The 24,503-nt window shown below is 31.8% G+C and carries 25 protein-coding genes; 21 read left to right on the forward strand and 4 right to left on the reverse strand.

Going from position 1 to position 24,503, the window contains the following annotated elements; all coding sequences use genetic code 4:
• Positions 1-30: 30 nt before the first annotated feature.
• The 13 genes from T329_RS0100605 (at position 31) to T329_RS0100660 (ending at position 9,697) form a co-directional block, all read left to right on the forward strand.
• Positions 31-891 carry a pseudouridine synthase family protein gene (locus tag T329_RS0100605; RefSeq protein ID WP_029608510.1) on the forward strand — a complete coding sequence of 287 codons (861 nt, stop codon included), beginning with the start codon at positions 31-33 and terminating at the stop codon, positions 889-891.
• 9 nt (positions 892-900) lie between these two features.
• The gene (locus tag T329_RS0100610; RefSeq protein WP_029608511.1) at positions 901-1,203 is read left to right on the forward strand and encodes an Asp-tRNA(Asn)/Glu-tRNA(Gln) amidotransferase subunit GatC; all 303 of its coding nucleotides are present in this window, start codon (positions 901-903) and stop codon (positions 1,201-1,203) included.
• On the forward strand, positions 1,203-2,534 hold the full coding sequence (locus T329_RS0100615) for an amidase family protein (protein WP_029608512.1): 1,332 nt from the start codon (positions 1,203-1,205) through the stop codon (positions 2,532-2,534). Before T329_RS0100610 ends, T329_RS0100615 begins: the two co-directional genes overlap by 1 nt.
• Positions 2,527-3,942, forward strand: a complete 1,416-nt coding sequence (gene gatB / locus T329_RS0100620; protein ID WP_029608513.1) for an Asp-tRNA(Asn)/Glu-tRNA(Gln) amidotransferase subunit GatB — start codon at positions 2,527-2,529, stop codon at positions 3,940-3,942. Before T329_RS0100615 ends, gatB begins: the two co-directional genes overlap by 8 nt.
• 91 nt (positions 3,943-4,033) lie before the next feature.
• Entirely contained in the window at positions 4,034-4,594 is a 561-nt protein-coding gene (locus T329_RS0100625) for a thermonuclease family protein (RefSeq protein ID WP_029608514.1), read from the forward strand.
• Between the two features lie 158 nt (positions 4,595-4,752).
• The gene (gene rplK / locus T329_RS0100630) at positions 4,753-5,199 is read left to right on the forward strand and encodes a 50S ribosomal protein L11 (protein WP_029608515.1); all 447 of its coding nucleotides are present in this window, start codon (positions 4,753-4,755) and stop codon (positions 5,197-5,199) included.
• Complete coding sequence (gene rplA, locus T329_RS0100635; RefSeq protein WP_029608516.1) at positions 5,199-5,891, forward strand: 50S ribosomal protein L1; 693 nt, start codon at positions 5,199-5,201, stop codon at positions 5,889-5,891. The genes rplK and rplA overlap by 1 nt, the downstream gene beginning before the upstream one ends.
• Positions 5,892-5,988: 97 nt before the next feature.
• Positions 5,989-6,657, forward strand: a complete 669-nt coding sequence (locus T329_RS0100640; protein ID WP_156933761.1) for a hypothetical protein — start codon at positions 5,989-5,991, stop codon at positions 6,655-6,657.
• Between the two features lie 69 nt (positions 6,658-6,726).
• Positions 6,727-7,086, forward strand: coding sequence for a GIY-YIG nuclease family protein (locus tag T329_RS03715; protein WP_051630106.1), 360 nt, complete (start codon positions 6,727-6,729; stop codon positions 7,084-7,086).
• The gene (locus T329_RS03720; protein ID WP_051630108.1) at positions 7,076-7,609 is read left to right on the forward strand and encodes a DUF4357 domain-containing protein; all 534 of its coding nucleotides are present in this window, start codon (positions 7,076-7,078) and stop codon (positions 7,607-7,609) included. The genes T329_RS03715 and T329_RS03720 overlap by 11 nt, the downstream gene beginning before the upstream one ends.
• Before the next feature lie 69 nt (positions 7,610-7,678).
• Positions 7,679-8,758 carry a peptide chain release factor 1 gene (gene prfA, locus T329_RS0100650; protein WP_029608518.1) on the forward strand — a complete coding sequence of 360 codons (1,080 nt, stop codon included), beginning with the start codon at positions 7,679-7,681 and terminating at the stop codon, positions 8,756-8,758.
• The gene (gene prmC / locus T329_RS0100655) at positions 8,758-9,468 is read left to right on the forward strand and encodes a peptide chain release factor N(5)-glutamine methyltransferase (protein ID WP_029608519.1); all 711 of its coding nucleotides are present in this window, start codon (positions 8,758-8,760) and stop codon (positions 9,466-9,468) included. The genes prfA and prmC overlap by 1 nt, the downstream gene beginning before the upstream one ends.
• Positions 9,469-9,475: 7 nt before the next feature.
• Complete coding sequence (locus T329_RS0100660; RefSeq protein WP_029608520.1) at positions 9,476-9,697, forward strand: acyl carrier protein; 222 nt, start codon at positions 9,476-9,478, stop codon at positions 9,695-9,697.
• A 29-nt stretch (positions 9,698-9,726) separates the two neighbouring features.
• On the opposite strand, the gene T329_RS0100665 is transcribed toward T329_RS0100660, so the two are convergent.
• Complete coding sequence (locus T329_RS0100665; protein ID WP_029608521.1) at positions 9,727-11,418, reverse strand: hypothetical protein; 1,692 nt, start codon at positions 11,416-11,418, stop codon at positions 9,727-9,729.
• A 160-nt stretch (positions 11,419-11,578) separates the two neighbouring features.
• Between T329_RS0100665 and T329_RS0100670 the strand changes: the two genes are divergently transcribed.
• From T329_RS0100670 to T329_RS0100695, 6 genes are read left to right on the forward strand one after another with little or no spacing between them, the layout of a single operon-like run.
• Entirely contained in the window at positions 11,579-12,112 is a 534-nt protein-coding gene (locus T329_RS0100670) for an NUDIX hydrolase (protein WP_051630110.1), read from the forward strand.
• A 29-nt stretch (positions 12,113-12,141) separates the two neighbouring features.
• Positions 12,142-13,560, forward strand: coding sequence for a phosphotransferase (locus tag T329_RS0100675; protein WP_029608523.1), 1,419 nt, complete (start codon positions 12,142-12,144; stop codon positions 13,558-13,560).
• Positions 13,561-13,603: 43 nt separating this feature from the next.
• Positions 13,604-14,515, forward strand: coding sequence for an RluA family pseudouridine synthase (locus T329_RS0100680; RefSeq protein ID WP_029608524.1), 912 nt, complete (start codon positions 13,604-13,606; stop codon positions 14,513-14,515).
• An 8-nt stretch (positions 14,516-14,523) separates the two neighbouring features.
• A complete protein-coding gene (locus T329_RS0100685) occupies positions 14,524-15,336 on the forward strand; it encodes a hypothetical protein (protein WP_029608525.1) in 813 nt (270 codons plus the stop codon).
• Positions 15,337-15,365: 29 nt separating this feature from the next.
• Positions 15,366-15,995: a ribonuclease HII gene (locus T329_RS0100690; RefSeq protein WP_029608526.1), complete on the forward strand. Its 630-nt coding sequence runs from the start codon at positions 15,366-15,368 to the stop codon at positions 15,993-15,995.
• Positions 15,996-16,008: 13 nt separating this feature from the next.
• Positions 16,009-16,740 carry a nitroreductase family protein gene (locus T329_RS0100695; RefSeq protein ID WP_029608527.1) on the forward strand — a complete coding sequence of 244 codons (732 nt, stop codon included), beginning with the start codon at positions 16,009-16,011 and terminating at the stop codon, positions 16,738-16,740.
• A 55-nt stretch (positions 16,741-16,795) separates the two neighbouring features.
• Here the strand turns inward: T329_RS0100695 and T329_RS0100700 are convergent, their stop codons facing one another.
• On the reverse strand, positions 16,796-17,992 hold the full coding sequence (locus tag T329_RS0100700) for an AEC family transporter (protein ID WP_029608528.1): 1,197 nt from the start codon (positions 17,990-17,992) through the stop codon (positions 16,796-16,798).
• Positions 17,993-18,335: 343 nt separating this feature from the next.
• On the opposite strand from T329_RS0100700, the gene T329_RS0100705 reads away from it, so the two are divergent.
• Positions 18,336-19,256: a Cof-type HAD-IIB family hydrolase gene (locus tag T329_RS0100705; RefSeq protein WP_029608529.1), complete on the forward strand. Its 921-nt coding sequence runs from the start codon at positions 18,336-18,338 to the stop codon at positions 19,254-19,256.
• 2 nt (positions 19,257-19,258) lie between these two features.
• A complete protein-coding gene (locus T329_RS0100710) occupies positions 19,259-19,948 on the forward strand; it encodes a ribonuclease HIII (RefSeq protein WP_029608530.1) in 690 nt (229 codons plus the stop codon).
• Positions 19,949-19,998: 50 nt separating this feature from the next.
• Here the strand turns inward: T329_RS0100710 and T329_RS0100715 are convergent, their stop codons facing one another.
• Both T329_RS0100715 and T329_RS0100720 read right to left on the reverse strand, forming a co-directional pair.
• A complete protein-coding gene (locus T329_RS0100715) occupies positions 19,999-21,327 on the reverse strand; it encodes a hexose phosphate transporter (protein WP_425411724.1) in 1,329 nt (442 codons plus the stop codon).
• A gap of 251 nt (positions 21,328-21,578) precedes the next feature.
• Complete coding sequence (locus T329_RS0100720; protein WP_029608532.1) at positions 21,579-24,479, reverse strand: lysylphosphatidylglycerol synthase transmembrane domain-containing protein; 2,901 nt, start codon at positions 24,477-24,479, stop codon at positions 21,579-21,581.
• Between the last annotated feature and the right edge of the window lie 24 nt (positions 24,480-24,503).

Below are 24,503 nucleotides of genomic sequence, written 5' to 3' on the forward strand. Positions count from 1 at the left end.
TAGTGGTTTAACCACTTTTTTACTTTAAATATGGCAAAACATACATTTACAGCGAGCAAAAACGACCAAAATCGCAAACTAATTAAATTTTTAACTTCTGTTTTTAAAGACGTACCTTTTTCCAAACTGCAAAAAACTTTGCGTTCAGGCGATGTTAAAATTAACTCAAAACGCACACGTGATGGCAATTATTTACTGCACCAAAACGATCTAATTGAGGTTTTTGGACTGCAAGAAGATGACTTAAAACTAGCCAAATTTGATCAAAAAATAGCACTAACGAGCCCAATTATCTATGAAGATGACAACATATTGCTTATCAACAAAAATGAAGGTGTTGAGGTTCATGGTGCCGATAACTGCCTTGACCAACAAGTGTACTCATATTTGAATTTCACACAGCAGGATGCCTTTAAACCTTCACATGTTGGCCGTCTAGACAAACAAACTAGTGGCATAATTATTTACGCCAAAAACTACGCAACCTTATCTTTATTGAACAAAAACCACAAAAACATTGAAAAAATATACAAATTTATTTCAAAAAATCCAATAAAACCAGATTATTACACTGTTTACTTAGTTAAAGACGAGCAGAACGAAAAAATGAAAATAGCTAGCAAAAATGAACCAGGCGCATTACAAGCTATAACCAAGATTTGAATTCAAAATGGTGAGTATTTTGCTCAATTACTAACTGGCAAAAAACACCAAATCAGAATAACATGCTCATCACTTAATGCACCAATAATAGGTGATATTAAATATGGCGGTCTCAAATCTGCTCGCATGTATCTGCACTCATTCTCAATAACATTTACCAATCTAGATCAACATCTAGAATACCTAAACAACAAAACATTTATAGCGCAACCAAAACACTGAATTTAAGGAGGAAAAATGAAAATTATTGACAAACAAAAACTCGTTGGAATTGTTAAAAACTTGATGCTTGAACCTAGTGATCAAGTAATAGATCAAATTCTTTCTGAATGAGGAACAATTCAACAACAACTAGAATACATGAATAAAATTGACACTACTAATGCAAAGCCTTTGTCACATATTGATGAAATAGTGAGAATAGATTTTTTACGCGATGATGTTGAAGATAATTCATGAGCAATCAGTAAACAAACAGCATTAAGCAATGCGTTTGAATCAGATCAAGACTACATCATCACTGAAAAGGTGGTTAAATAATGGAATTAAAAATTAAAGGTGATTTTTTAAAAGCACAAAATGAATTAAAAAACGACCAAAATAACTCAGTTTCATACGTTTATGAACAAAATATCAATCCTAACAAAGGCGGCTTACTTAGCGGAGCTACATTTACGATTAAAGAAGTTTTTGCAACCAAGATTGCTAAAACTACTGCATCAAGCAAAATTCTAGAAACTTTTCAACCTGGTTATAATGCAACACCAGTACAAAAACTTATTGATGCTGGCGCAATTCCGGTTGCTAAAGTGTATAACGATGAACTAGCGCTTGGTGGGACCGGGACTTATAGTGCTTTTGGTCTTATAAAAAATCCTATTGATCCACTAAGATTAGTAGGTGGCTCATCTTCTGGTTCCGCTGCTACACTAACAAAAAATATTTCATTTGCTTTAGGTTCAGACACGGGTGATTCAGTTCGTTTACCAGCTTCATATAATGGCCAAGTTGGCTTTAAACCTAGTTATGGAGCGATTAGCCGTTATGGTATGTTTGCGTACGCTTCTTCTTTAGATACAGTTAGTTATTTTGCGCACAATGTTAATGATATTGCCCTTGTTTCACAAGCTTTATACGGACTTGACAATAAAGATTTCACAACAGTTGACGTTGAAATCAATAATGTTACTAAACGTCAACCAAAATCAATTTGTTTATTAAATATTGATGGCCAAATTTTAAATCCTTGAGTGTTTTCTGAATATACTAAACTACAAAAAAGATTGAAAAATACAGACATAAATCTTGAAATTGTTGATGTAAATGCTGATTTACTTAGAGCTGTTAAACCTGTTTACGATATTGTTTCGTACTCTGAAGCATCAAGTAATTTAGCTAACTTGAATGGCATTGCTTTTGGTTCACGTAAAAAAGGCAACAACTGAGAGCAAATTATGACTAACACAAGATCTCAAGGTTTTGGAACCATGGTTCAACGCCGTTTAACTCTTGGTAGCTTTTTCTTGTTTTCAGAAAACCAAAAAGAATTATTTATTAAAGCCCAACAAGTTCGTCGTTTAATTAAGGAATATTGAGACAATTTGCACCAAAAATTTGATTTAGTATTATTTCCTGCCAGCGCTGATATTGCTCCTTTTATTGACTCAAGCAAAAATAAAAGCTATGACTACATGGACTACATTTTAACAACCAGCAACCTTGCAGGATTGCCATCAATTACTCTTCCATGAATCAAAAATGAACAGGGTTTAGGTGTAAATATTGCGGCTGAGTGCCCAATTTATAAAGACCAAGACTTGTTATCATATGCATTATGGCTAGAAGAATTTTTAGGAGGCCAACATGAATAGTTTTGAAATGGTTATTGGTATTGAAATACACCTTGAATTAAGCACAAAAACTAAAATGTTTTCGCCAGCTCGCATTGACTTCAATGCTGAGCCAAATACCACTATAAATCAAATTGATTTGGGCTATCCAGGTACATTGCCTTTATTAAACAAAGAAGCTGTAATTTCAGGAATAAAGCTAGCTAAAGCATTAAACATGCAAATTGACACCGAATTGCACTTTGATCGTAAAAATTATTTCTATACAGACTTGCCAAAAGGCTACCAAATCACTCAATTCTTTAGACCAATTGGTTCAAATGGTGAAGTAGTTGTTGATGTTGAAAGCGGATCAAAAGTGCAAATAGAACGTATTCATCTTGAAGAAGATACAGCGCGTCAACACCACGGCGAGGTCACTAAACTGGACTACAACCGTGCCGGCGTTCCTTTGATTGAAATTGTTACAACGCCATGCATACGCAGTGCTGAACAAGCTGTAGCATATGTATCAACAATTAGACAAATAGCGCTTTCACTTGGTATTTCTAACGCCAAAATGGAAGAAGGCTCATTGCGTGCAGACGTAAACATTTCACTTAGACCAAAAGGTTTAGATGTTTTTGGAACAAAAGTAGAAATTAAAAATATCAACACCTTTAGAGGTATTGCCAAAGCAATTGAAAATGAAGTGGAAATTCAAACAAAAAAACTTAGAACTGGCGAAAAAATCCTTCAACAAACAAAACGTTTTGACCCTGATACTCAAAGTAACATTGTAATGCGTACAAAAACAGGCGAAGTTGATTATAAATACTTTCCCGAACCAAATATTCCAATTATTCAATTATCTGACGCATTTGTCAATTCTGTCAAACTAAATGAATTACCGTGAGAAAGAACACAAAGATATCAATCTTACAATATTCAACAAATTTACATTAATTCATTGATTAACGATTTGGAATTGGCTAAATATTTTGATTCAATTGAATATGCTGACAAAGAAAAATTGTCTAAATTATTCTTTGCCGAAGTCGTTTCATTGGCAAACGCTTCGCAAAAACATGTTTGCGAATTAAATATTGATCCTAAACAACTAAAACAAGCTGTTGAACTGCTAGATCAAGAAATCATAAGTGGACGCTCATTTAAAAAGCTAGTTCCATTGTTACAAAATTGCTCACAAGATCTAAATGAACTAGTAAAAGAACATAACCTTGCTCAAATTTCTGATTTAGCAACAATCACAAAATGAGCAAACGAAATTATTGAACAAAACGCCACAGCTGTATTGGAATACCCAACCCGCCCAGAACGTGTATTAAAAATGGTGCAGGGTGCAATGATGAAGGTTTCGGGTGGACAGGTTAACCCAACTAAGGCTGCTGAAATTGTTAAAAATATTTTAGATGAAAAATTTAAATAGGCTTATGCCTATTTTTATTGCAAAATTATTGAAAAAACGTTAATTTTTTACTTTTTTTGTGCAAATAGCAAATAAAGGTTTATTTAAGTATATGGTTAAAAATAAATCTCTAGGTTTGATTATTGCTGGATTACCTTTGATATGTGTGACTTGCGCTAATCCGTGAAGCGAACATTATAATCGTTATAAAATAAATGAATATTTTATTGCTGATGGTGACACAATTTATGCGAAAATTGGCGGTAAAAAAGTTGGCATTAGATTGCTTGGAATTGACACACCAGAAACAAGAAAAGGCAAAGAACACTTAGCGCCATATGAAAATCATTTCGCACAAAAAGCAAAGAAATTTGTTGAAAAAATACTGAAAAACGATCAAATTTCAATCACTAAAATCACATCAGATAAATATCAAAGGTGAGTTTGCCGTGTTTCTACTGCGAGTATTAATGATTTGGGAATTGAAATAATAAAAAATGGGCTTGCTCGTGTAAAATACCTTGAAAAAGAAAGAAAAAATCTTGTTTATTGAAACAACAACGGCACAGTTATAGATTATTATAACTCACTTAAAAAAGCTGAGAATGAAGCTAAAATTAACTCTGTAGGAATTTGGAAATATAGCGAGAAAGATGTTTTTCACAAAAAATAGATATTTGCGACTGTAAATTTCAGTAAAAATAATGTAAATATATGCTTTTGTAAAAAACGACTTGCTATATAATTAAAAAGCAATTTATCATAATTGCCTCTAAACTAGTGGGAGATATATATCGCTAGAACCACATTTATCGAAAGGATAACTTAACAATGGCAAAATCAAAAGCTGATATTGTACGTGTTCGTAAATTACAGTTCAAAGCCGGACAAGCAAAACCAGGACCTGCTCTAGCTGGTGTTGGTATCAACATGCCTGACTTTACTCGTGCATTTAACGACGCTACTCGTGATAGAGGGGACGAACCAGTTCCTGTACAAATTACTGTTTACAAAGACAAATCATTCGACTTCAAAATTTTTACAGCTCCAGCAAGCTACAAATTAATCAAAGCTGCTAAGCTACCTAAAGGAAGTTCAAACGCTAAAACTACAAAAGTTGGTTCAATTACAGTTGAACAACTAAGAGAAATTGCTGAATACAAACTAGTTGACCTAAACACAAACGATGTTGAAGTTGCTATGAAAACCATTGCTGGTACTGCAAGAAACATGGGTATCACAATTGAAGGTTACACAGATGTTAAGGGAGACAAATAATGTCTAAAGTTGGTAAAAAAATTAAAGCTGCTTGAGGCTCATTTGACAAAACTGTTGCTTACGATCTAAAAGAAGCTTTAGACTTAGCAAAAAGAACTTCATACACAAAATTTGATGGATCAATCGAATTAGTATTCAAATTAAACCTAGACGTGCGTAAAGCAGACCAACAATTACGTGGTGCTGTGTTATTACCACATGGAACAGGTAAAACAGTTAGAGTTTTAGTTGTAACAAACAACCCTGAAAAACAAAAATTAGCTCAAGCAGCTGGTGCTGATCAAGTAGTTGACGGTGCTGCTCTTGAACAAAAAATTAAAGAAGACGACTTTGATTTCGATGTTATGGTTGCTGACCCAACAATGATGCCTGTTTTAGGTAAATACGGTAAAAAACTTGGACCTAAAGGTCTAATGCCAAACCCTAAAACTGGTACAGTTACTCCAACTCCTGAAAAAGCAGTTGAAGAATTGAAAAAAGGTAAAGCAAACTATAGAACTGACAAAGCAGGTATTGTACATACACAAATTGGTAAAGTGTCAATGGACACTGACAAATTAGTGGAAAACGCACAAACAGTTATTTCATTAATTAAAAGACTTAAACCTTCAACCGTTAAAGGTGCTTACCTACAAAACTTAGTAGTGTCACCAACAATGGGTCCTGGTATTAAAGTTAAAATTGAAAAATAATAATTAATCAAGTGTAAACTTGATTTTTTTATACAATAATGTTATGAATTTATTATCTAGCACTATAGAAATACCAAACAATATTCCCAGCAGGCAAATGCCTACATCATTAATTTGATTAGATATTGCTTTTTTAGTAATGCTATATGTATTGCTAATTACGAAGAAAAAATATATAAGTGCAATCTTTAGTTTTGCTGGCGGAATATTATATTTTTTAGTTGATTGAGGAATATTTTATATGGCTTTGGGTTCGCGTCAAGTTCATGGAGCTGATCCTGCTGCCTTTCTTTTCTGATTGTCAATGAGTTATGGCACCACAAATTTCTTGTTTATTTGATTAGCTATCAAAAAAGATAAACATTTATTACACTTTAGCTTGCTAATTATTATTTGATGAATTTGCTCGCCAATGATCGCAAGAACGCTTTCTGATTCGCAAATAATTATTTGAAGAACAACAGGAAAATACCACTGAGTAATGGCTGCAATGTTGATATTTGGTTATTTTGGCGTTATTATTTACAACTTATTTACCAAACAATCACAACTTCCTATTCTAAGAATGTTAGCTATTGGAATTATTGTCCAATTCGGTTGAGAATTTGCTTTAATGATCAATGGAATTAGAAAACTTCAATGAGGCCCAATAGTTATAGACTCACTTATCGAGACAAATCTTGGCATACCTTACATTTGGTTCATCTATAAAGGCATAGCCAAAAGATGAAATGATGATTTATCAAAAGTTATAAAATCTGTATAAATTTCAGTCTTTAAGACTGATTTTTTTATAAATTGATATAATTGATTAACGTATATTAAAGAGGTAATCATGAGTTCAATTAACTTTAATGTTTTATGGCTAGACGGACAACCAAATGGAAGAATTAAATGCAGTTCGGTGTCATTTAATGGTGTTGCCATTAAAATTCCTAAAAATTTATTAGAGCAAAGTAAGGGCATGGAGTACATGAACAATGCCGGCATTTATTTTTTATTTGGTGCAAACGATGACGGAAAAAAATGAGTGTATGTAGGTCAATCTAACAGTAGAAAGAATAATTCAGGAGTATTAAACAGAATTATTGAACATGCTCGTGATAGAGAAAATAAAGATTTCAATGATGCAATTATTTTAACACCGCCATCTAACTACTGGGGGGGCAACAGAATTAAACTGATTGGAAAATAGATTTGCGAAAATAGCTTCGCAAAACACAGATCTAGAAGTAAAAAATGAAAATGAACCTCATATGGGGAATATAACTCAAGAACGTGAATCTGAATTGCTTAATTTTATTGACTTTTCAAAACATTTATTAAGCGTTTTGGGATACAACATTTCTGAGGTGTATGAAGGTAATAACGAAAGCAATAGAAAAAAAGCAATTTTAGGATATGAATTTTTTGTTAAATCTGAAAAAAGATCAGTTGATGCAAAATGTATCTATACTGACGGTCGTTTCGTGTTATTGTCCGGTTCAAAAGTAAGTCCAGAATTTAGAAAATCTTGTGATGCATCTATAATTTCAAATCGTCAAAAACGCGAAAAAGAAGGCTTAATCGTAAATTCAGTAGTGAAAAAGGATATTGTTTTCAACAGACCTTCAACTCTTACCGGTTTTGTGCTTGGAGGTAATTCCAATGGAAATAGAGATCTAAGAACTAAAGAAGGCAAAACATTCCGTGAATGAGAGGAAGAAAATTTAAAATAGCAGGAAATTGCTTGCTTTTTCTACGCAATATCACCAAATTTTAGCTTCATAGTTTATAATATAACAACTATGGAACAAACAATGTATAAATCACTGCTTGGTATCAAGTCAAAATATGATGAATTTATTGAAAAACTGAATGAAGAATCAGTAATTAACGATATAAAGGAATACACACGAATCAATCGTGAAATTGGAAAAATTAAAGATATAGCTCTAGCTTTTACTACTTACCAAAACCTAGAAAAAGATCTAAATTCAGCCAAGGAGTTGTTGTCTTCAAAAGATGAAGAAGAAGTAATGCTAGCCAAAATAATAATTGATGAAAATGAACCTAAACTAGAAGAACTTGAAGCTGAGTTAAAAATTTTAATTCTGCCTAAAGATGAAAATGATGATAAAAACGTTATTATTGAAATCAGAGGTGCAGCTGGTGGTGATGAGGCAAACATCTTCGCTGGTGACTTATTCAGAATGTACACTAAATATGCCGATGAAATAGGTTTTAAATATAAAACTGTTTCTTCCTCAGCAGCTAACGCTGGTGGTTTTAGCCAGATAGTTTTTATGGTTAGAGGTGAAAATGCTTATTCAAAACTAAAATTTGAAACAGGTGTTCATAGAGTGCAAAGAATTCCTACAACCGAATCTTCTGGACGTATTCACACATCTACAGTTACTGTTACAGTTATGCCAGAATTAGATGACAGCATTGATATTGAAATTAAACCTAACGAAATTACAGTTGATACATTCCGTTCTTCAGGAGCTGGCGGACAAAGCGTTAACACCACTGACTCAGCAGTTAGAATTACACACATTCCAACTGGAATCGTAGTTACTTCGCAAGATGAAAGAAGACAAATCGCAAACCGTGAAGCAGCTATGTCTGTTTTAAAATCTAAGCTTTATGATTTAGAGATGCAGAAAAAACAAGATGAAGAATCTAGCTATCGTAAATTGGCCGGTCATGGTGATCGAAGCGAAAAAATTAGAACATATAACTACCCTCAAGACCGTGTAACTGACCATAGAATTGGCTTTTCAACTTCATTAAAACAAGTAATTGAAGGCAAATTAGAGCCAATTATCCAGAGTTTATTGACCGAAGAACAAAACCAAAAAATTGCAGCGAGTGGTTTAAAATAATGCCTACAGTTGAAGAATTAATTCAAGAGAAAAGAAGATATGGTTTAGATTTAACCGTATCTGAAGACGAATTAAACAAATTAAAACAAGGTATGCCTATTCAATATATCATGGGATATGTTGAATTTTTAAATACTAGGATTAATTTAAATCATAAAGTATTGATCCCTCGGTACGAAACTGAAGAAATGGTTGATTTAATACTCAATAAATACGCTCAAAACAACACAAATTTCAGTGTTTTAGATCTGTGTTGTGGTTCTGGATTCATAGGGTTGGCACTTAAAAAAAACATGCCAAATATTCAGGTTACTCTTTCCGATATTGATCCAGAGGCATTACAACAAACTCGAGAAAATGCCTTAATTAATTTTGGGAATGCTGATGTCGTTAAAATAATTCAAAGCGATTTATTTGCCAACATAGATCAAAAATTTGATTTAATCGTAACGAACCCGCCATATCTTGATGAAGATATTTTGTTGCCTAATGATAAAGATTTAATGTTTGAGCCTCAACACGCATTGTATGCAAGTGAGCAAGGTTGATATTTCTACAGAAAAATATTGGAGCAATACAAAGATTTTTTAAAACCGGGTGGCAAAATTATTTTTGAAATAAATCCTTTGCACTTTGAAAAATGAAATGAAGTTGAGGGAGCAACTATCCTAGAGGATATTAACCGCAAAAAACGCTTTGTTATTGTATAATAGCACTATGAATATTAAAGATTTAGTAATAAGTAAAGTACAATCTCATACCAAAATTAAGGTTGAGTTACACTCTTTACTTAAAGAGTTAAAAATTGACTCGTTAACTCTAGCAGAATTAGTCTTTGACCTTGAAGAGCAATTACAAATTCGTGTTAGTGATGAAGAATTAATGAACATCAAAACAATAGAAGATGTTGTTAGACTAATTGAAAATACACAAAAATAGAATACAGATTTTTATTCTGTATTCTATTTTTAATACTGTAAAACGTGTATTTTGGGCTTACATTTACCTTCAATAATGGGTGTGATAAAAAAGTTTAGTGTACTTAATAGAGTGCTTGCAAGAACGGAAATATGGGCAGTTTGCAACATCATTTGTTCTTTATAAGCATCGTTACTATTTAGTGCTCACATCATGCGAGTATTCAATGTTTGTTGTGAATAAAGAAGCGAATATGTAGGTGAATTTACGGTTCCTGCGGTCAAAAGCAATGAAGAAGTTTCGGCTAAAAATAGTATGTATGTTAGCGTGAAAATATTAAATACTGTCGGTAACATTGGCTTGATTTTATATTGCCATAAAATCTCATTTTGCGTCGCATTGTTGTTGTAAGCCACTAACAATAACTTTTCGCGTTTTTTAAACGCTTTATTTCAAATTTTAACAAGTGAAGGAGTTAGCAATAACGAAACCGCAATTATACCAGCGATCATAGAGCCATTATTATTTGGTGTTTTAGTTAGGCCAAAAAACTCAATAAACACTGAATAAACAAATAAACCGTGGACTAATGATGGGATGCCAACATTGGCTAATATCAAAGAGTTAATAACACGTGGAATTACTTTTTTTCTATCAAAAAGATTGAAAAACATTGACAAAAAGTAGCTAAAAGGAATAATTATCAAAGCAACTATTGTAGAAGATATCAATGTATTAACTGATGAATGTATAGTTTGGTTTAAACTTGATTTGTTTTCAATATCCAGAAAACTTTTTTGACCCAAAAACAATATTGAACCAAACATGAATATTAAAAGTCCAATTTGAACTATAAAGCTAAAGTATTCTCAAGTTAGATGATAGTAATGAAAAATAAGCCCTTTTCTTGTGTGGTTTGGTTTATTAGTTAAGATTTTAATTAAGTTTTTTTCATTTTCGTTTGTAAATTTAATCAAGCTGATTTTACGTATTATAAAGTTAATTAAACCAATAAATAATATTAATGTAATTGACAATGAAAATAAATAGTCTCTAACATGTGGTTGGGATGAATAGTTAAAAAAACTTGTTGTGATTGTTGAGGCCACAGTTTTAGTTTTGGATTCCACAAAGTTACTTGCTGACATAAATATATTTAGCGAGTCATTAGAATTCATCAAAAATGCGACTGCTGAAGCTTCGCCCACAACCTTGACAAAAGCAATAAAAACACTTTGAAATATTGCTTTTTTCTCTTTTCTAAAGATGATTTTGTATATTATTAAACTTTCATGAAGGTTATTTTCTTCAGCATAAGTTTTATTATTAAATTCACTTTTATTAAACACATTTATCAATAAATTTGTGAGTACAGCGCTATTAAAAATAATAAACATTAATATTAGCGAAATAAAATTGAAACCTGATTTAAACCCAAATAAGAAGGTGGTTAGTTTTGTGATAAAAATATACGCAAATAAAGCAAAAATTACTGATGCTAAACCGCCGATTACCTTAAAAAATCATTGTGCAAGTTTAGATTGCGCTGGTTTAAGTCTATAAATAACAAATACAGATGTTTTGATTGAAAGTGGAATACTGATAACTAGAGTTAAAAGACCAATAATCAACGTGTAAATCAAATTGTTAATAATGCCGCCTTTAATATCGGCAACTTCAAAATTAAAAAATCAAGGTTTTAAACCTCATAATTGAATAGTTTTATAACTTTTAAAACCCACAACTCCTAAGAAAATAACCATTATTGCAATAAAAAAAATAGCAGAAATTATTGATAAAATGCTGATAAAACGATTATTTTTAAACTTCCATTGGAATGTTGTTGATTTCATGCCATAATTATAGAAAATTATTAATTTATTTATCAAAAAAGGACAATTTATGGAGAAGGTTGATATTTACAATAATGAACGCGAAATAGTGAGTAGCAACGTTGAAAGATGAGGGAACCTAGCAAACGGTGAACACTGTATCTTTGTATTTTTATGCCTTTTTAATCAAGAAGGAAAAATGCTTATACAAAAACGTTCTGCTAGCAAAGAAATCTATCCTTCGCTTTGAGATTTCAGTGCCGGCGGCGCAGTACAGTCAGGAGAAACTAGTTATCAAGCTATCATAAGAGAAACTAAGGAAGAAATTGGTTTTGATTTGCAAACTAAATATCCTAAACCTTCATTTTCTATTTACTTACAAAATTACATTTGTGATTATTATATTGCTTCAACTCATCTAGAGTTGAACGAGTTTAAATTCGCGAGCCGTGAAATAGATGTACTAAAATGAGCCAGTTATGAAGAAATTATTGAATTAATAGACACAAATGAATTTTTACCTTATCATAAATCACTTATAAAATTCTTGTTTGATACACAAAATATGCCTTATTCTAGACTCAATCACCCAGTATTGTTTTAAAGATTTTATTTTAATGTAAACTTTATATTATGAATCATTTTGAAACATTAAAAAATGCGTTGCCTGCTGCCATTTATGAACAATTAAGCAACATTAGTTTTGAATACAAAGGCTTTCACAATTTCACATTTAAGGCTGTTTTTCGAGGTTTTTTATGCCAAGTGCGTGTTCCTATAAATTCGCATGTTGAACACAGTGTTGAACAAACCGTTTTGTCTACGCTACCTACTACACTTTATTACGATAACGGAGTTTTAATCCGTAAATGATTTGACGGCAATACACTTGAAAAAGTTGAACTTACTGAGCAAGTTCAAAACGCTGTAATTGACGAAGTAATCAAATTTCATAATACCGAAATTGATGTGCCAACAATAAATTGATTTTATTACGAAAAGGGAACATATAAGTATCAACAATTAGTCAAAAAGTACTCAATTGCGAGTGATTTGGTCACATCACATTGCGATCTAAATTCCAAAAATGTATTGATTAATAAAGATAATGTAGTTAGTTTGATTGACTTTGAATGGGTTAGAAAAGCACATCCATTTTTTGACGCTGTGACCTTAGTACAATCACAGGGATTTGATAAAAATTTAATAATGCATAGATTCAATATGAGCGGGCAAGAATTTGAAGAAATGAGCTATATAGCTGATGAATTTAGAGAGCAAGCTTACAGACATATATATGCAAATAAATCTATTGATGAAGAAAGTAAACAACTAACACAAGGTTATACTAATTTGTCATATGTCAAAAATGATTTATTTATTCAGAAAAAAAGAAAAAATGGATTCAACCACCTTACACCTTTAAAAACATTTGACTCTTTACCGATGTGTGAAAAAGTAATATATGAAGATGAAAATACAATAATTAGAAAATTTATTCAATCAAAAGAGTTTGATTTCGCTGACGCAGCCATTAGGGAAAAGATAGCAAATGCAATTGCTCTTTTGCATACAAGTTCTATAAAAATTCACAATAACCAAATAGCACAAAGAATAGAATATTATCTAAATTTATTGAAAAATCACGAAAAATTCAATAATACATTTAATAATTCTGTTCGTGAAAAAATTTTAAAAGCAGCAAAAGAACTTAAAAACGAAGTGTTGAGTCATAATGATCTAAATCGGGCAAATATATTACTAGATAACGCAAATAAAATTAAATTTATTGATTTTGAATATGCTTCAATGAATAGTAAATATTTTGATATAGCCTATCATTGCTCAGACCTAGACTATAGCACTCAAGAAGAAAGAAATTTTATTGAAATTTACTCACAAAAGACTGGTTTTTCTATAGATTTTGATGAGTACTATAGAGTGAAAGCAATCGTTAATTTTTACGGTATTGCCTGATCACTTACCTATGATCCAGACTTTAACTTTGATTGACTAGCAAAACACGTGTTTGCAAATCTTAAGTATCTTTAGATCTGACGTATATTAATACTTAGATTTAATATATAATATACACATGCTAAAATTAGATGTTAATTATAAAGAACGTATAGACAAATACATTTCAGATAATAGCGAACTATCGCGCAATGACGTAAAGCAATTGATATTGCAAGGAGCTGTTTTGTTAAATGACAACACAGTTCCAGTTAACAAACCTAACTATATTGTTCAGCCTGGTTGAAATATCACCATTACCAAATTGATTGATAAACAAACAAATGTTGTGCCAACAAAGATGGATTTAGATATTGTTTATGAAGATGATGATTTAGTTGTACTAAACAAGCCAAGTGATTTAGTTGTACACCCTGCACCAGGACACCATGAAGATACATTGGTCAATGGCTTATTGCACCATTTCAAAACATTATCGAATGAAAATGGATTATTAAGACCTGGAATTGTTCATAGAATTGACAAAGATACAAGTGGATTATTAATCATCGCTAAAAACAATGAATCACACATTAAACTTGTAGAAATGCTAAAAAATCACGAGATTAAGCGTTCATACATTGCTATTTGTGATGGTTTAATCGAAAATAAAAACACAAGAATTAATTTACCTATCAACAGACACGCTAAGGATCGCAAAAAAATGGCTGTGCAACGAGATGGTAAAGAATCAGTAACAAATGTGTATTTATTGAAACATTTTTATCTAGATAAATCACCAAAATCACTTGTGCGTTGTGAGTTGGAAACAGGTCGTACACACCAAATTCGTGTACACCTAAAATATGCTGGCCACCCCGTGTATGGTGATGCAGTATACAACAAAAAAGTGGATGATTTTAATCAACGTTTACACGCTTATAAACTTGAATTTACTCATCCAATCACTCAAAAACACATTCAAGTTTTTGCACCAATACCTGAGCAATTCAATGTTGCCGACTACGACTTTAGTGAGTTATTAAAATAAGGAGAAAAATGAAGGATTTTTTCAAAATAACAAATATAAGTGAGCTTTGAAAACTGGAAAAAAAAGAGTTTAGAAAATATGTTGTTGGCTCAATTACTTCAGCAATAGTTCTATTTAGCTTATATGTTTCGCTTTTTGTGTTAAAAATTGTTGATTATTTTTCGAAAAATAAATTCGACAAAATTCCTGCTGATGTATTAAGTGATATTTTTATATCTGTGGTTGTTCTTTCAATAGTTTTATATATAGCAATACGCTTTTTTGTGAGCGTGCATAAAAGCTACAAAAATCAGTCTTTTGAACATTTAGATAGTGGTGCTTTATTATTCGCAGGATTTTTATCATTCTTTGCATTTATTAGCTTAATTGTCATGGCATTTACTCGCTTCAATAAAACTAACACTTTTGTTGGCTGAATGCAAATAACAACTATTGTCTTACAAATTATCTTTTTATTGCTTTGCGTGGCTGCTTACTATATTTTCTTTAGAAAAGCTAGAATTATTCAATCAGTATTCGCTAATGCCAAAAGTATTAGTCAACTTAAAGAACAATTAAGTGAGGAAGACTTAAACAATCCTTTTGTTAAAATCTTAATGCAGCAAGATGAACAAAACACTTCGCCTAACCATCAAGAAGAAAAAGCTGAAATTATCAACAAAGATACCGTGCACCGTAAAGAACAAGTTAAAAAACTTCTAGAATTACCAAACGAAAACCTATATTCTATCGCTAAAAAATTAAATATTAGTGGCTATGACAAAATGGAAAAAGAAGAACTAGCTAACTTAATTTACGACATCACAAACAAAAACAACTAGTGGCAAAGCCACTTTTTTTATGGAGATATATGTACAATCTTGATATTGAAAAAGAATACTCTCAATACTCAAAAATATTGGGTATTGATGAGGCTGGAAGGGGATGCTGTGCGGGTCCACTTGTTGTGGCGGGTGTAATATTGCCTGGCGGATTTAAAAGCGATTTAATCAATGATTCCAAAAAGCTTTCTGAATCCAAACGTGAGCAAGCCTATCAACAAATTATTGCTAACGCAATAGCATATTCAATTAAGTTTGCTTCTGCTCAAGATGTTGATAAATTTAACCCTAAAAAAGCTACACATGTGTTAATGCAACAAATTGTTGATGAGTTGCATCAAGCAGATTTAATCATTACTGATTTTGAAAAAGTGCCTAATACTGCTAAACCACAAATAAATTTAATTAAAGGTGATTCGCAATCGCTAAGCGTAGCCGCCGCGTCTATACTGGCTAAGGTTTCAAGAGATAGGTATATGCTTGAATTAAGCAAGAAATTTCCTCAATATTCATTCCAAAAGCATAAAGGTTATGCAACAAAACTGCACAATGATGAAATAGCAAACCATGGCGTATGCAATGAACACCGCATGAGCTATAAAAATGTAGTAAATCAGCAAAATATCTTTTTAAACTCTCAGAAATTGAATAATATTTAATAAAGGAGTAATTATGGATTTTTATACAAAAATTATTAATCGTTATAGTGTTAGAGAATACGATATGACTAAACCTGTTTCTCAAGAGGATTACAAAAAAATTATTGATGTTGTTGAGTCAGCGCCAACATCATCTAATTGACACTCGTCGAGTGTTATTGTGGTTAAGAATCGTGAAATCTTAGAAAAATTGGGGGCAACTAGCAAATACACTGGCTCAATTAAAACCTGTGATATGTTTTTAGTGTTTGTGGCAGATTACAATAGAATGGCTTTAGCTCAGCAATCTGCACCTGAACTAGTTTACAATAATCATTCGTCTGAAGCTTATACAGTAGCTGTAGGTGATGCGTTTATTCAAGCGACAATGGCTCAAGATATGGCAGCAGAATTAGGGCTAGGAACATGTTTTTTAGGATTAGCTAGAACAATGCAAAAAGAGTTGATCGAATTATTAAATATTAAAGGTCAAGCTTTCCCAGTAATAGGTCTAACAATAGGTCATATTAAAGAACAAGGTGTTGTCAAACCTAAACTTACAAGAGTGTTTAATGACCAATACGATATAAATAGACTTGAGCAAGATATCAAAGATTATGAGCTTCCATTGCAGCAATACTTTGAAAAAGTTGCGCCTGGCAAAAAAGCGTGAAGCTACAAGGAAGCAACAATTAAATCTGCTTCTTCATACAGAATGGATACAGAATTAATCGAAGACATTTGAGGTCTAAAATTACAAAAATAAACAATAAAAACAGGCTTTTTAGAGCCTGTTTTTTTGTTGTTAATAAGTAACTTAATTAAGCAGCGATTGTTTGGAATGTTGCGTGAGCAGCAACTGTTCATATTGGCATAAATACCAAGCACAATAGTGTTGATAATGAACTTACTTCTGCAGTAAATCCACTGTGTTCATGTTTGTAAGCAACTGAGAAAATAATTGTAACAGCAGCAGGAGGACATGAAGCTAGAACAACTAATAATGTACCTGTTTCTGGTGTAATAGCTTTAGATGCAACTAGAGCAAGAGTAATTAAGAATACAAATAGAGGCATTGTAATTAATTTTCTTGCAGTTGTTAATCATACACCTTTGTCTTTTACAGCTAATTTTAGGTTAGATGTAGCTAGTGAACCACCAATAACGATTCATGCTAGAGGTGAAATAATTTTAACACCAGGAATAATAATCGCAGCGAATACTGGGAATCTTTTTAGGAATCCAGCTCAGAATTGAGCTCCTTCTTTAGCTACTGTAAAGTTAAATGGATCTTTAGCATTTGTAGTTAGAGTGGCACCAATTTGTGGAATAAATTGTAGAGCTCATAGAATAATTGAAACGTATAAAACAACTAACATTGGGTGAACTAATGCTTTTAAAATTGGTTTAACTTGGTCTTTAGAAATTTTTTGACCTGAGTATGCAATTTTAACGTATGAGAACGCACCAATCATGTATGGTAAGTTTCAAACTTGTAGTAAAGCAGTACCTGATTTACCAAATACCGACGCACCTAGAGTTTCGATCAATGGTACGGCGAAGAATTGTAGAGAAGCATATCCAACCATTAACTGTGCAGTTAATAATTTTTGAGCATAGCTGTTTACGTATGCTTCTTCATATTTAGCTGATGTAACAGCTTTGTCTGTTCTTTCTCACATTTCGTGTGCTTTCGCTTTTAATTTGTGAGACATCAAACGTGGGAAGAATCTAACAACTAGTGTTGTGTAAACACCAATCAAGATGTAGAATGCGGCTGATAAACCAAGAACTATACCAACTTCTTTACCAATGGTTGCGTTTGCTGGTTGCATGAAAGCAACTAAACACAAGAATGGTAAGGCAAAGTCTAATAGAAACTTAGATAGTTTACCGTTGATTTCTTTGTTGAAAATACCTTTTCTAGTAACAAAGTAACCAATCAACACAAAAACTAATGTAGCTAGAACAGCACCATATAGCCCTTGTGAGGTTAGAATACTTTTTAAGTGTTCCATATTTTCCTTTCCTTATTAAGAATATCTTACTTATTCATTTATAAGTGTTTTGGCACTATCGTACCGTTTATATTATATATAATTGGTTCCATAAAAAAGCATTTTCAGGTGTTGCTAAACTTCATAATCGGGCGTTTTTTATTGAAATTTGACAAAAAAATCGATTTTTGTCCACTTAATATAACAAAAATGAATTTTTCACAAAAATTAACGCTTAAAAATTTTTATGCAAAATGTGGAAAACATATTCACATTTTAAGCTTAAAACATCCTAAATTAATATTTATATATAAATAAAGTATAATTTTAATAATATAAATTTATTATTATATTAAGGAGCCGCATGGAACAAAAGAAAAAATTTATGTTCGCAATCGACTTGGATGGGACCTTACTTTCATCTAGTGCAAAAGGAACAATCCACCCTGTAGCTTTTGAAGCTATACAAAGAGCAAAAAGAGAATGACACGTTGTTTGTTTAATTACTGGTAGACCTTGAAGATCTACTCGCCCTGTTTATAAAGAGCTAGGTTTAGACACAGTAGTTACAAACTACAACGGATCTCAAATCCATAATCCAAGCGATGAAAACTTCATCCCCCTAATCAAATATTTAAACTTAAACGAAATGCTTTACATTTTAGGCGATCCTAAAGTTAGAAAAGAAATCAGCAACCTAGCAATCGAAGGACCTGGTTGAGTGCAAATTGAACACCGTGACGATGCACTTGAACAAGTTTTTGGTTTTGCACAAAACCCTAAATTTAAAGTTGGTTTAGACTTTAATAAAATTCCTTTAAGGCCAACAGGTATTATTTTTGATGTACAACCTACTACTGATCCAGATGATCTTAGAGACTATTTACGTGCTAAATATGGTGATTTAGGTGAGTTTTCTTACTGATCAAAAGGAGAGGGTTTAACACCTGTTTTTGACATTACTAACGTTTCAGTCAACAAAGGACGTGCAATTTCATTGCTAAGTAGATACTACGATGTACCACTAGAACACATTGTTGCTTTTGGTGATGGTCATAACGATGTGCCAATGTTTAAAGTTGCTAAAACTGCCGTTGTCATGAAAAACGCTAAAGAACCAGTTAAAAAACACGCTACCGTGCGTTTAGAATACTCAAACGTAGAAGGCGGTGTAGGGCACTACATTAATAAATTCTTGGACAATCCAGATGCCGAAATTGAAAAAAGCCTTGAAGAACGCAAAAAAATGAAATCAGATTCATACTTAACTGCTGATTTGGACTAATAATGAAATTTATTGAATTTAATGAACATTTTATTGAAGAAAACTATCAATTTATTGGGATTGACGAGGTCGGAGTAGGTGATTATTTTGGCCCGCTTGTGGCAGCAGCTGTTTATATTCCAAAAGAAAACATTCAAAAAATTATTTCTCTAGGTGTTAAAGATTCTAAAAAGTTAACGGATAAAGATATAGTTAATATAGCATCTAAAATAAAGGAGCTAACCATAAATAGCGCTTATGTTCTTTCCCCTAAAAGCTATAACAGTTTAACCTCTACATACAACGCCAATGAATTGAAGATGTTTACACATCTTAGTGCTTTGGAAGAAGTTTTAAACAATAATGTTGAGTATGATTATATTTTTATTGACAAATACTCAACAACAAAAAGTATTGAAAAATACTGAAAAATATTCACAGAAAGCAACAAGATTAGAGATTTTAATATTGTTGCCAAAGATGTTGTTTTAGCTAACAAAGCAGAGGATATTTGCCTGCCAGTCGCTTGTGCTTCAATACTGGCTAGAGATGCTTTTTTAAAAAAGATGCAGTTAATGAATCAATACTATTCAATCGAATTTCCACTAGGAGCTTCCAACCAGGTAAAAATGTTTGCTAAAGAATTATGGTTGAATAGACCTGATATTGAACCAAATAAAGTATGCAAAACTAGTTTTAAAATGGACATTTAATTCAAAAAAAGATTGAAAAAATACACATAAGTGTTGAATTTATGTGTATTTTATTTTTTGCTTTTGAATAGTTTGCTCATTCATTTAGGGAATGTTTTAGCATCTGCACTAGGTTCTTTAAGCATTAGTACACCTACAAGTGCAAGTGCTGAGAAAATAACAATTAAGCTAAAGCCAATTGCTGCGTATGTATGGTGAGTACCCACGCCGCCAGCTTTTCCAACTAATGAAATTAGTGAAATAATAATTGTTACCAATGTAAAGAATAAGTATCCTAGACCTCAAATCAAGCTAAACATTCAACCAATTTTCTTAGGATCATTGTCTTTGTACTCGTGAGGTGTGTTCAACATAACACCTTGAATTCCTCATAAACTCATTCCAGTTAAGAAACCAAAAATGTAGAAAAATACTAGAGCAACTACACTACCTTTAGCAACACCAGTGATGAATGTTACCATTGATAGAATGTAGAAGAAAATTCCTAATGAAATAACTGTAGCAATATATCATTTACGTTTTAAGTTAAATCTAGATCATAAACCAATTGAAATTGGACCCACAAACACAGCGGCTAAGAATAGTAATGATCAAATACGAATTTGTTTTTGATATACATCTCTACCAATTTCAGCGATGTCTGCGAAGAATGGTACTGAATATATTGTTGGGAATACTACCGCACATAATCATCCCCCATATAGCAATACTCAAGCTCATGTAGATTTTTTCTTCAAGTAGCTTCTTAGAATTGATCAGCCACTTGGACCTTTATTTTGTTGTTTTTCCTCTTTAGTTTTAACGTCAAATTTAGAACCAAAGAACACCATAATTAGTAATGGAATTACATTTAACACAGCAAGCACTGTGAAAATGATTTGTCAGTTTGCTCTAACTGACTCAACATTACCAACAAATACGAATGGAACGATTGAAAGAATTGTTCCTAGTGGATAGAATCAAATACCAAATTGTGAGGCAATTGATTTTTCCTTTTTAGTAAAGAAATTAGCAGCAATAGGTTGAGTTAGAATAATCAACATTGTTCCACCAATAGCCATTAATGTTCTTAAAATTAAGAATAATACATAGCCATAAGCGTTTGCTGGCATAAATTGGGCAGGAATTCCCAATAATGTTAGGGCAAGGGCAATAATTGTTGTGTTTTTGTGTGCAAATTTAACTAATAATAAAGCAACCGCAACAGATCCAATACCCCTTCCAATTGTAATACCTCAGTTGACAGCACTGTTGACTAAGTCGAATGAAGCATTTTTTTCAATATTAAAGTAACCAAGTACACCTGCGTCTTTAACTCCATTGTGCACGCCACCACCGGCTAAGCCAACACTAAATCCTCAGTTTGTAACAAATAGTAAGTAGGCAAACGAAATGAACGCCCATAAGAAAAATCCATATGCAATTTTCTTTTTAGGGTCGTTTGCAAATTTGTCTGTTCAAGACTTCTTTTGTTGCAAATTTTCTCCTTTCTGTACCTAAGGTACAAATTATTTGCTAAGTTATTATAAAGATGTTATGCCAAATCGCATAAAAATAATGTTATTTTTGCCATAAATTTTTAAAAAAGTTAAAAATAAGCTTAAAGACGGCCATTAAACCGTCTTTTTTACTATATTAAAATGAATGTTAATGAGCCCGCAAACAACAAAATAGGTAAAATACTAAAAGTTATTTTGTAGAATTTTGTGCCTGTTTTTGTGGTCGTAACAATGTTTTTATTCTTGACTAATGACTCATTTTTAGCTTTAGCGCGATACAAATCAATTCTTTTTTCGCCAATAAATACCAGCAATAATGTAAATGCAGATAAAAGCGTAGGAATAATTATTTCGCCCATTCCTCTAATCGAAGTTAAAAGCGACGAACGTTGCACAGCACTATAGCCATTAATTTCATCAGGTTTAATGATAAACTCATAGATCGTTTTGCTTATTGCGTCTGAAGTACCTATGCCGCCTGGAGTAGGCGAAATTGAATTTATATTTCTTATTAAAACGTTTGCAACTAACATATTGAAATATGAACCGCCTTGTAATCCCGATTGTAGCATATCGGTCGAAACTGCAAATCAGGCTACTGGAACATAAAATCAAGGTAAAAGTTTTCAAAACAAAATCTCAATAAAGTTGAATCAATTTCGCATGACATTTTTTAGGCCAAAACGAATTTTATAGAATTCATATTGATATTTTGAGCTTAATGATTCAGGGTCATACAAATTAACAAAAGGCATTCACTCAAGAGTTTTAACAAGCATTTTTAGAATAAAGTTTTGTGCTTTTGCACTCATCGATAGCAGTAAAAAACCTAGTGCAAGTGTTGTGTCAATAGTAATTCCCAAAATAAGCGAAATTAGCATAATTAATACACGTTTATCAGCTAAATTCGCAAAAAAGTTGCCATAGAATTTAATACCTATTGGTATAAAAATTGCAATCAATATAAGGTTAGAAATTTGCCAAATGAACGTGTTAACCACGATTGAAGAAACTAGTTGTGCACGTGGTATATTTCTACGTCTTAAGAATCAATATGTTGCCAAGTCGCCACCAATTGATTTAGGTGTGATATTTTGGCTTACAAGTGATATTAATGAGCCTATAAGCAAGTCTGAAAATTTAGCCTTAACTCCTTGTCAACCAAGAAGCCGCTTGAAAATTATTGCATTGATTATTGAATATATTATAAAACCTACCACAAAAGCAACAAAGGAAGCCTTAGAAAGCTGGTTTGTGTTAATTTGTTCTCACATTGTTTCAAAAATTGCCCTAATATTTGCAGTACCAACATTATCCGAGTCTTTAAAGTTATAGACAGAGTTGAATAAAAAGATAAATATACCAAATAAGAAAGCTACTAAAAACAAGTATTTTATAACAGTGAATGGTTTAGTTTTACGGGTTGTACTCGTTTCTTTTAAATCCAAAATATTGTCCAACACTTCTTTTTCACGCACAATTAAATCAACTTTATCAGTTTGATTATTCGTTAGTTTTACGTCTGTTAATATACTTACTTTTTCACTTAAAGCATCATATGAAAGAACTGCTTTATCACCTTGCGCAAAATTGATTTTAAGGTACACGTTTGTGCTCAATGAATTATTAATATACTCATGCGAACTGACTATTTTTTGATTTCCTATTTTTTCAAGATTTTTTAGTCTATTAAAGAATGAGCCAACTGAATTTTTGTCTAGATCATATGTTTTTTCTGTTGTGTGAGAATAGCCAAATTCAGTATAAGTTGTCTGCAATACATCAAAAAGAGTCATATTTTGAGCTTTATAATATTCAATTACACGCATCATTTCCAACATGAATAAATGTGCATCAAAAATCAATGATTTTGAATCTAGCATATACTCAAAATTGTTGTTGAATGCTAGCAAAATGTTCTTGTTTTTTGCCTTATCAAACAATTGCGATCTGTGTGTAAATTCAATAACCTCAATGTTGTGTTTATTAACAATTTTATTAACCAATGAATCTGTATTAATACTGCGTGCGACAGTATATTTTGATATAGAAGATTTATCAAAATGTTGATCATGATTAAGCTTGAAATATAAATATATTGAAGCCACCTGTGAAGATGTTAAATATTTATAAACGCCTTTGTGTTTATATGAAATAGTTAAACCGCTTCCAGAATTATTTATTGCAAAATTGGCATCATTTTTATTGAAAAAAGTTGATGTATTTAAAAAAGTAAGTTGTTTGGGGTGAGCAATAAACCAATGCTTATCTTGATTCAATTTTTTCAATGAATATCTAAAATTACATTGTTTTAATAATTCAGAGGTAAATTTGTAATCGTTGATAGAAGAACAATGTACACCAAACTTAGCAGTATTGATAGTTGTGTATTTTGAATAATTTTTATTGAAAATTTCTTGAAAAATTGAATTTTTATACTTTATATTTTCAATCTCTATCATTTGTTCAGGTATATCAATATGGATATAATTAGCTTTGTTTAGTTCGCTGCTTAAAAGCAAAATATCTTGTTCGCTAAAATCTTTACCGTCTCCTCAATAAAAGCCCATTTGCATTGTATTTTTAACATCTTTGAAATTACTAATATAAACTCTTAGAGAAATATTATTATGTTCAGCCAAGTTTTTGTGATAAATTCCAGGCAATTTTTCATCCTGGTCTGGTACGCAAATAGTGTAGCCGTGTTCATTTAGAACACGTGATAAAATGCCTGAATAAAGTTGCGATCTAAATGTATAATCATTGCAAACTAATATTCGTTGATTTTGGATATTTTTAAGCCTAAGCACGTTCGCCAGTGCTTGCGAAATTGCTGTGATGGTGTATTCATTAAATAGATTGGTTCCAATTCCAACTTGAGCAATAATTTTGTTTTCTATGAAGAAAAAACGCTTATTAAAAGCACTATTGATTTCGTTATCGTTGCTAACTAAACCAAAAGACAATAATTTTTTTGTAAAATTTTTGTCTTTTGATTCTCTGGCTCTTCACTTCTCAAAAACTGGATTCATCTATCTCCTTGATATTTATTAATT

Source organism: Mycoplasma simbae ATCC 49888 (assembly GCF_000702705.1).
Taxonomy (GTDB): domain Bacteria; phylum Bacillota_I; class Bacilli_A; order Mycoplasmatales; family Metamycoplasmataceae; genus Mycoplasmopsis; species Mycoplasmopsis simbae.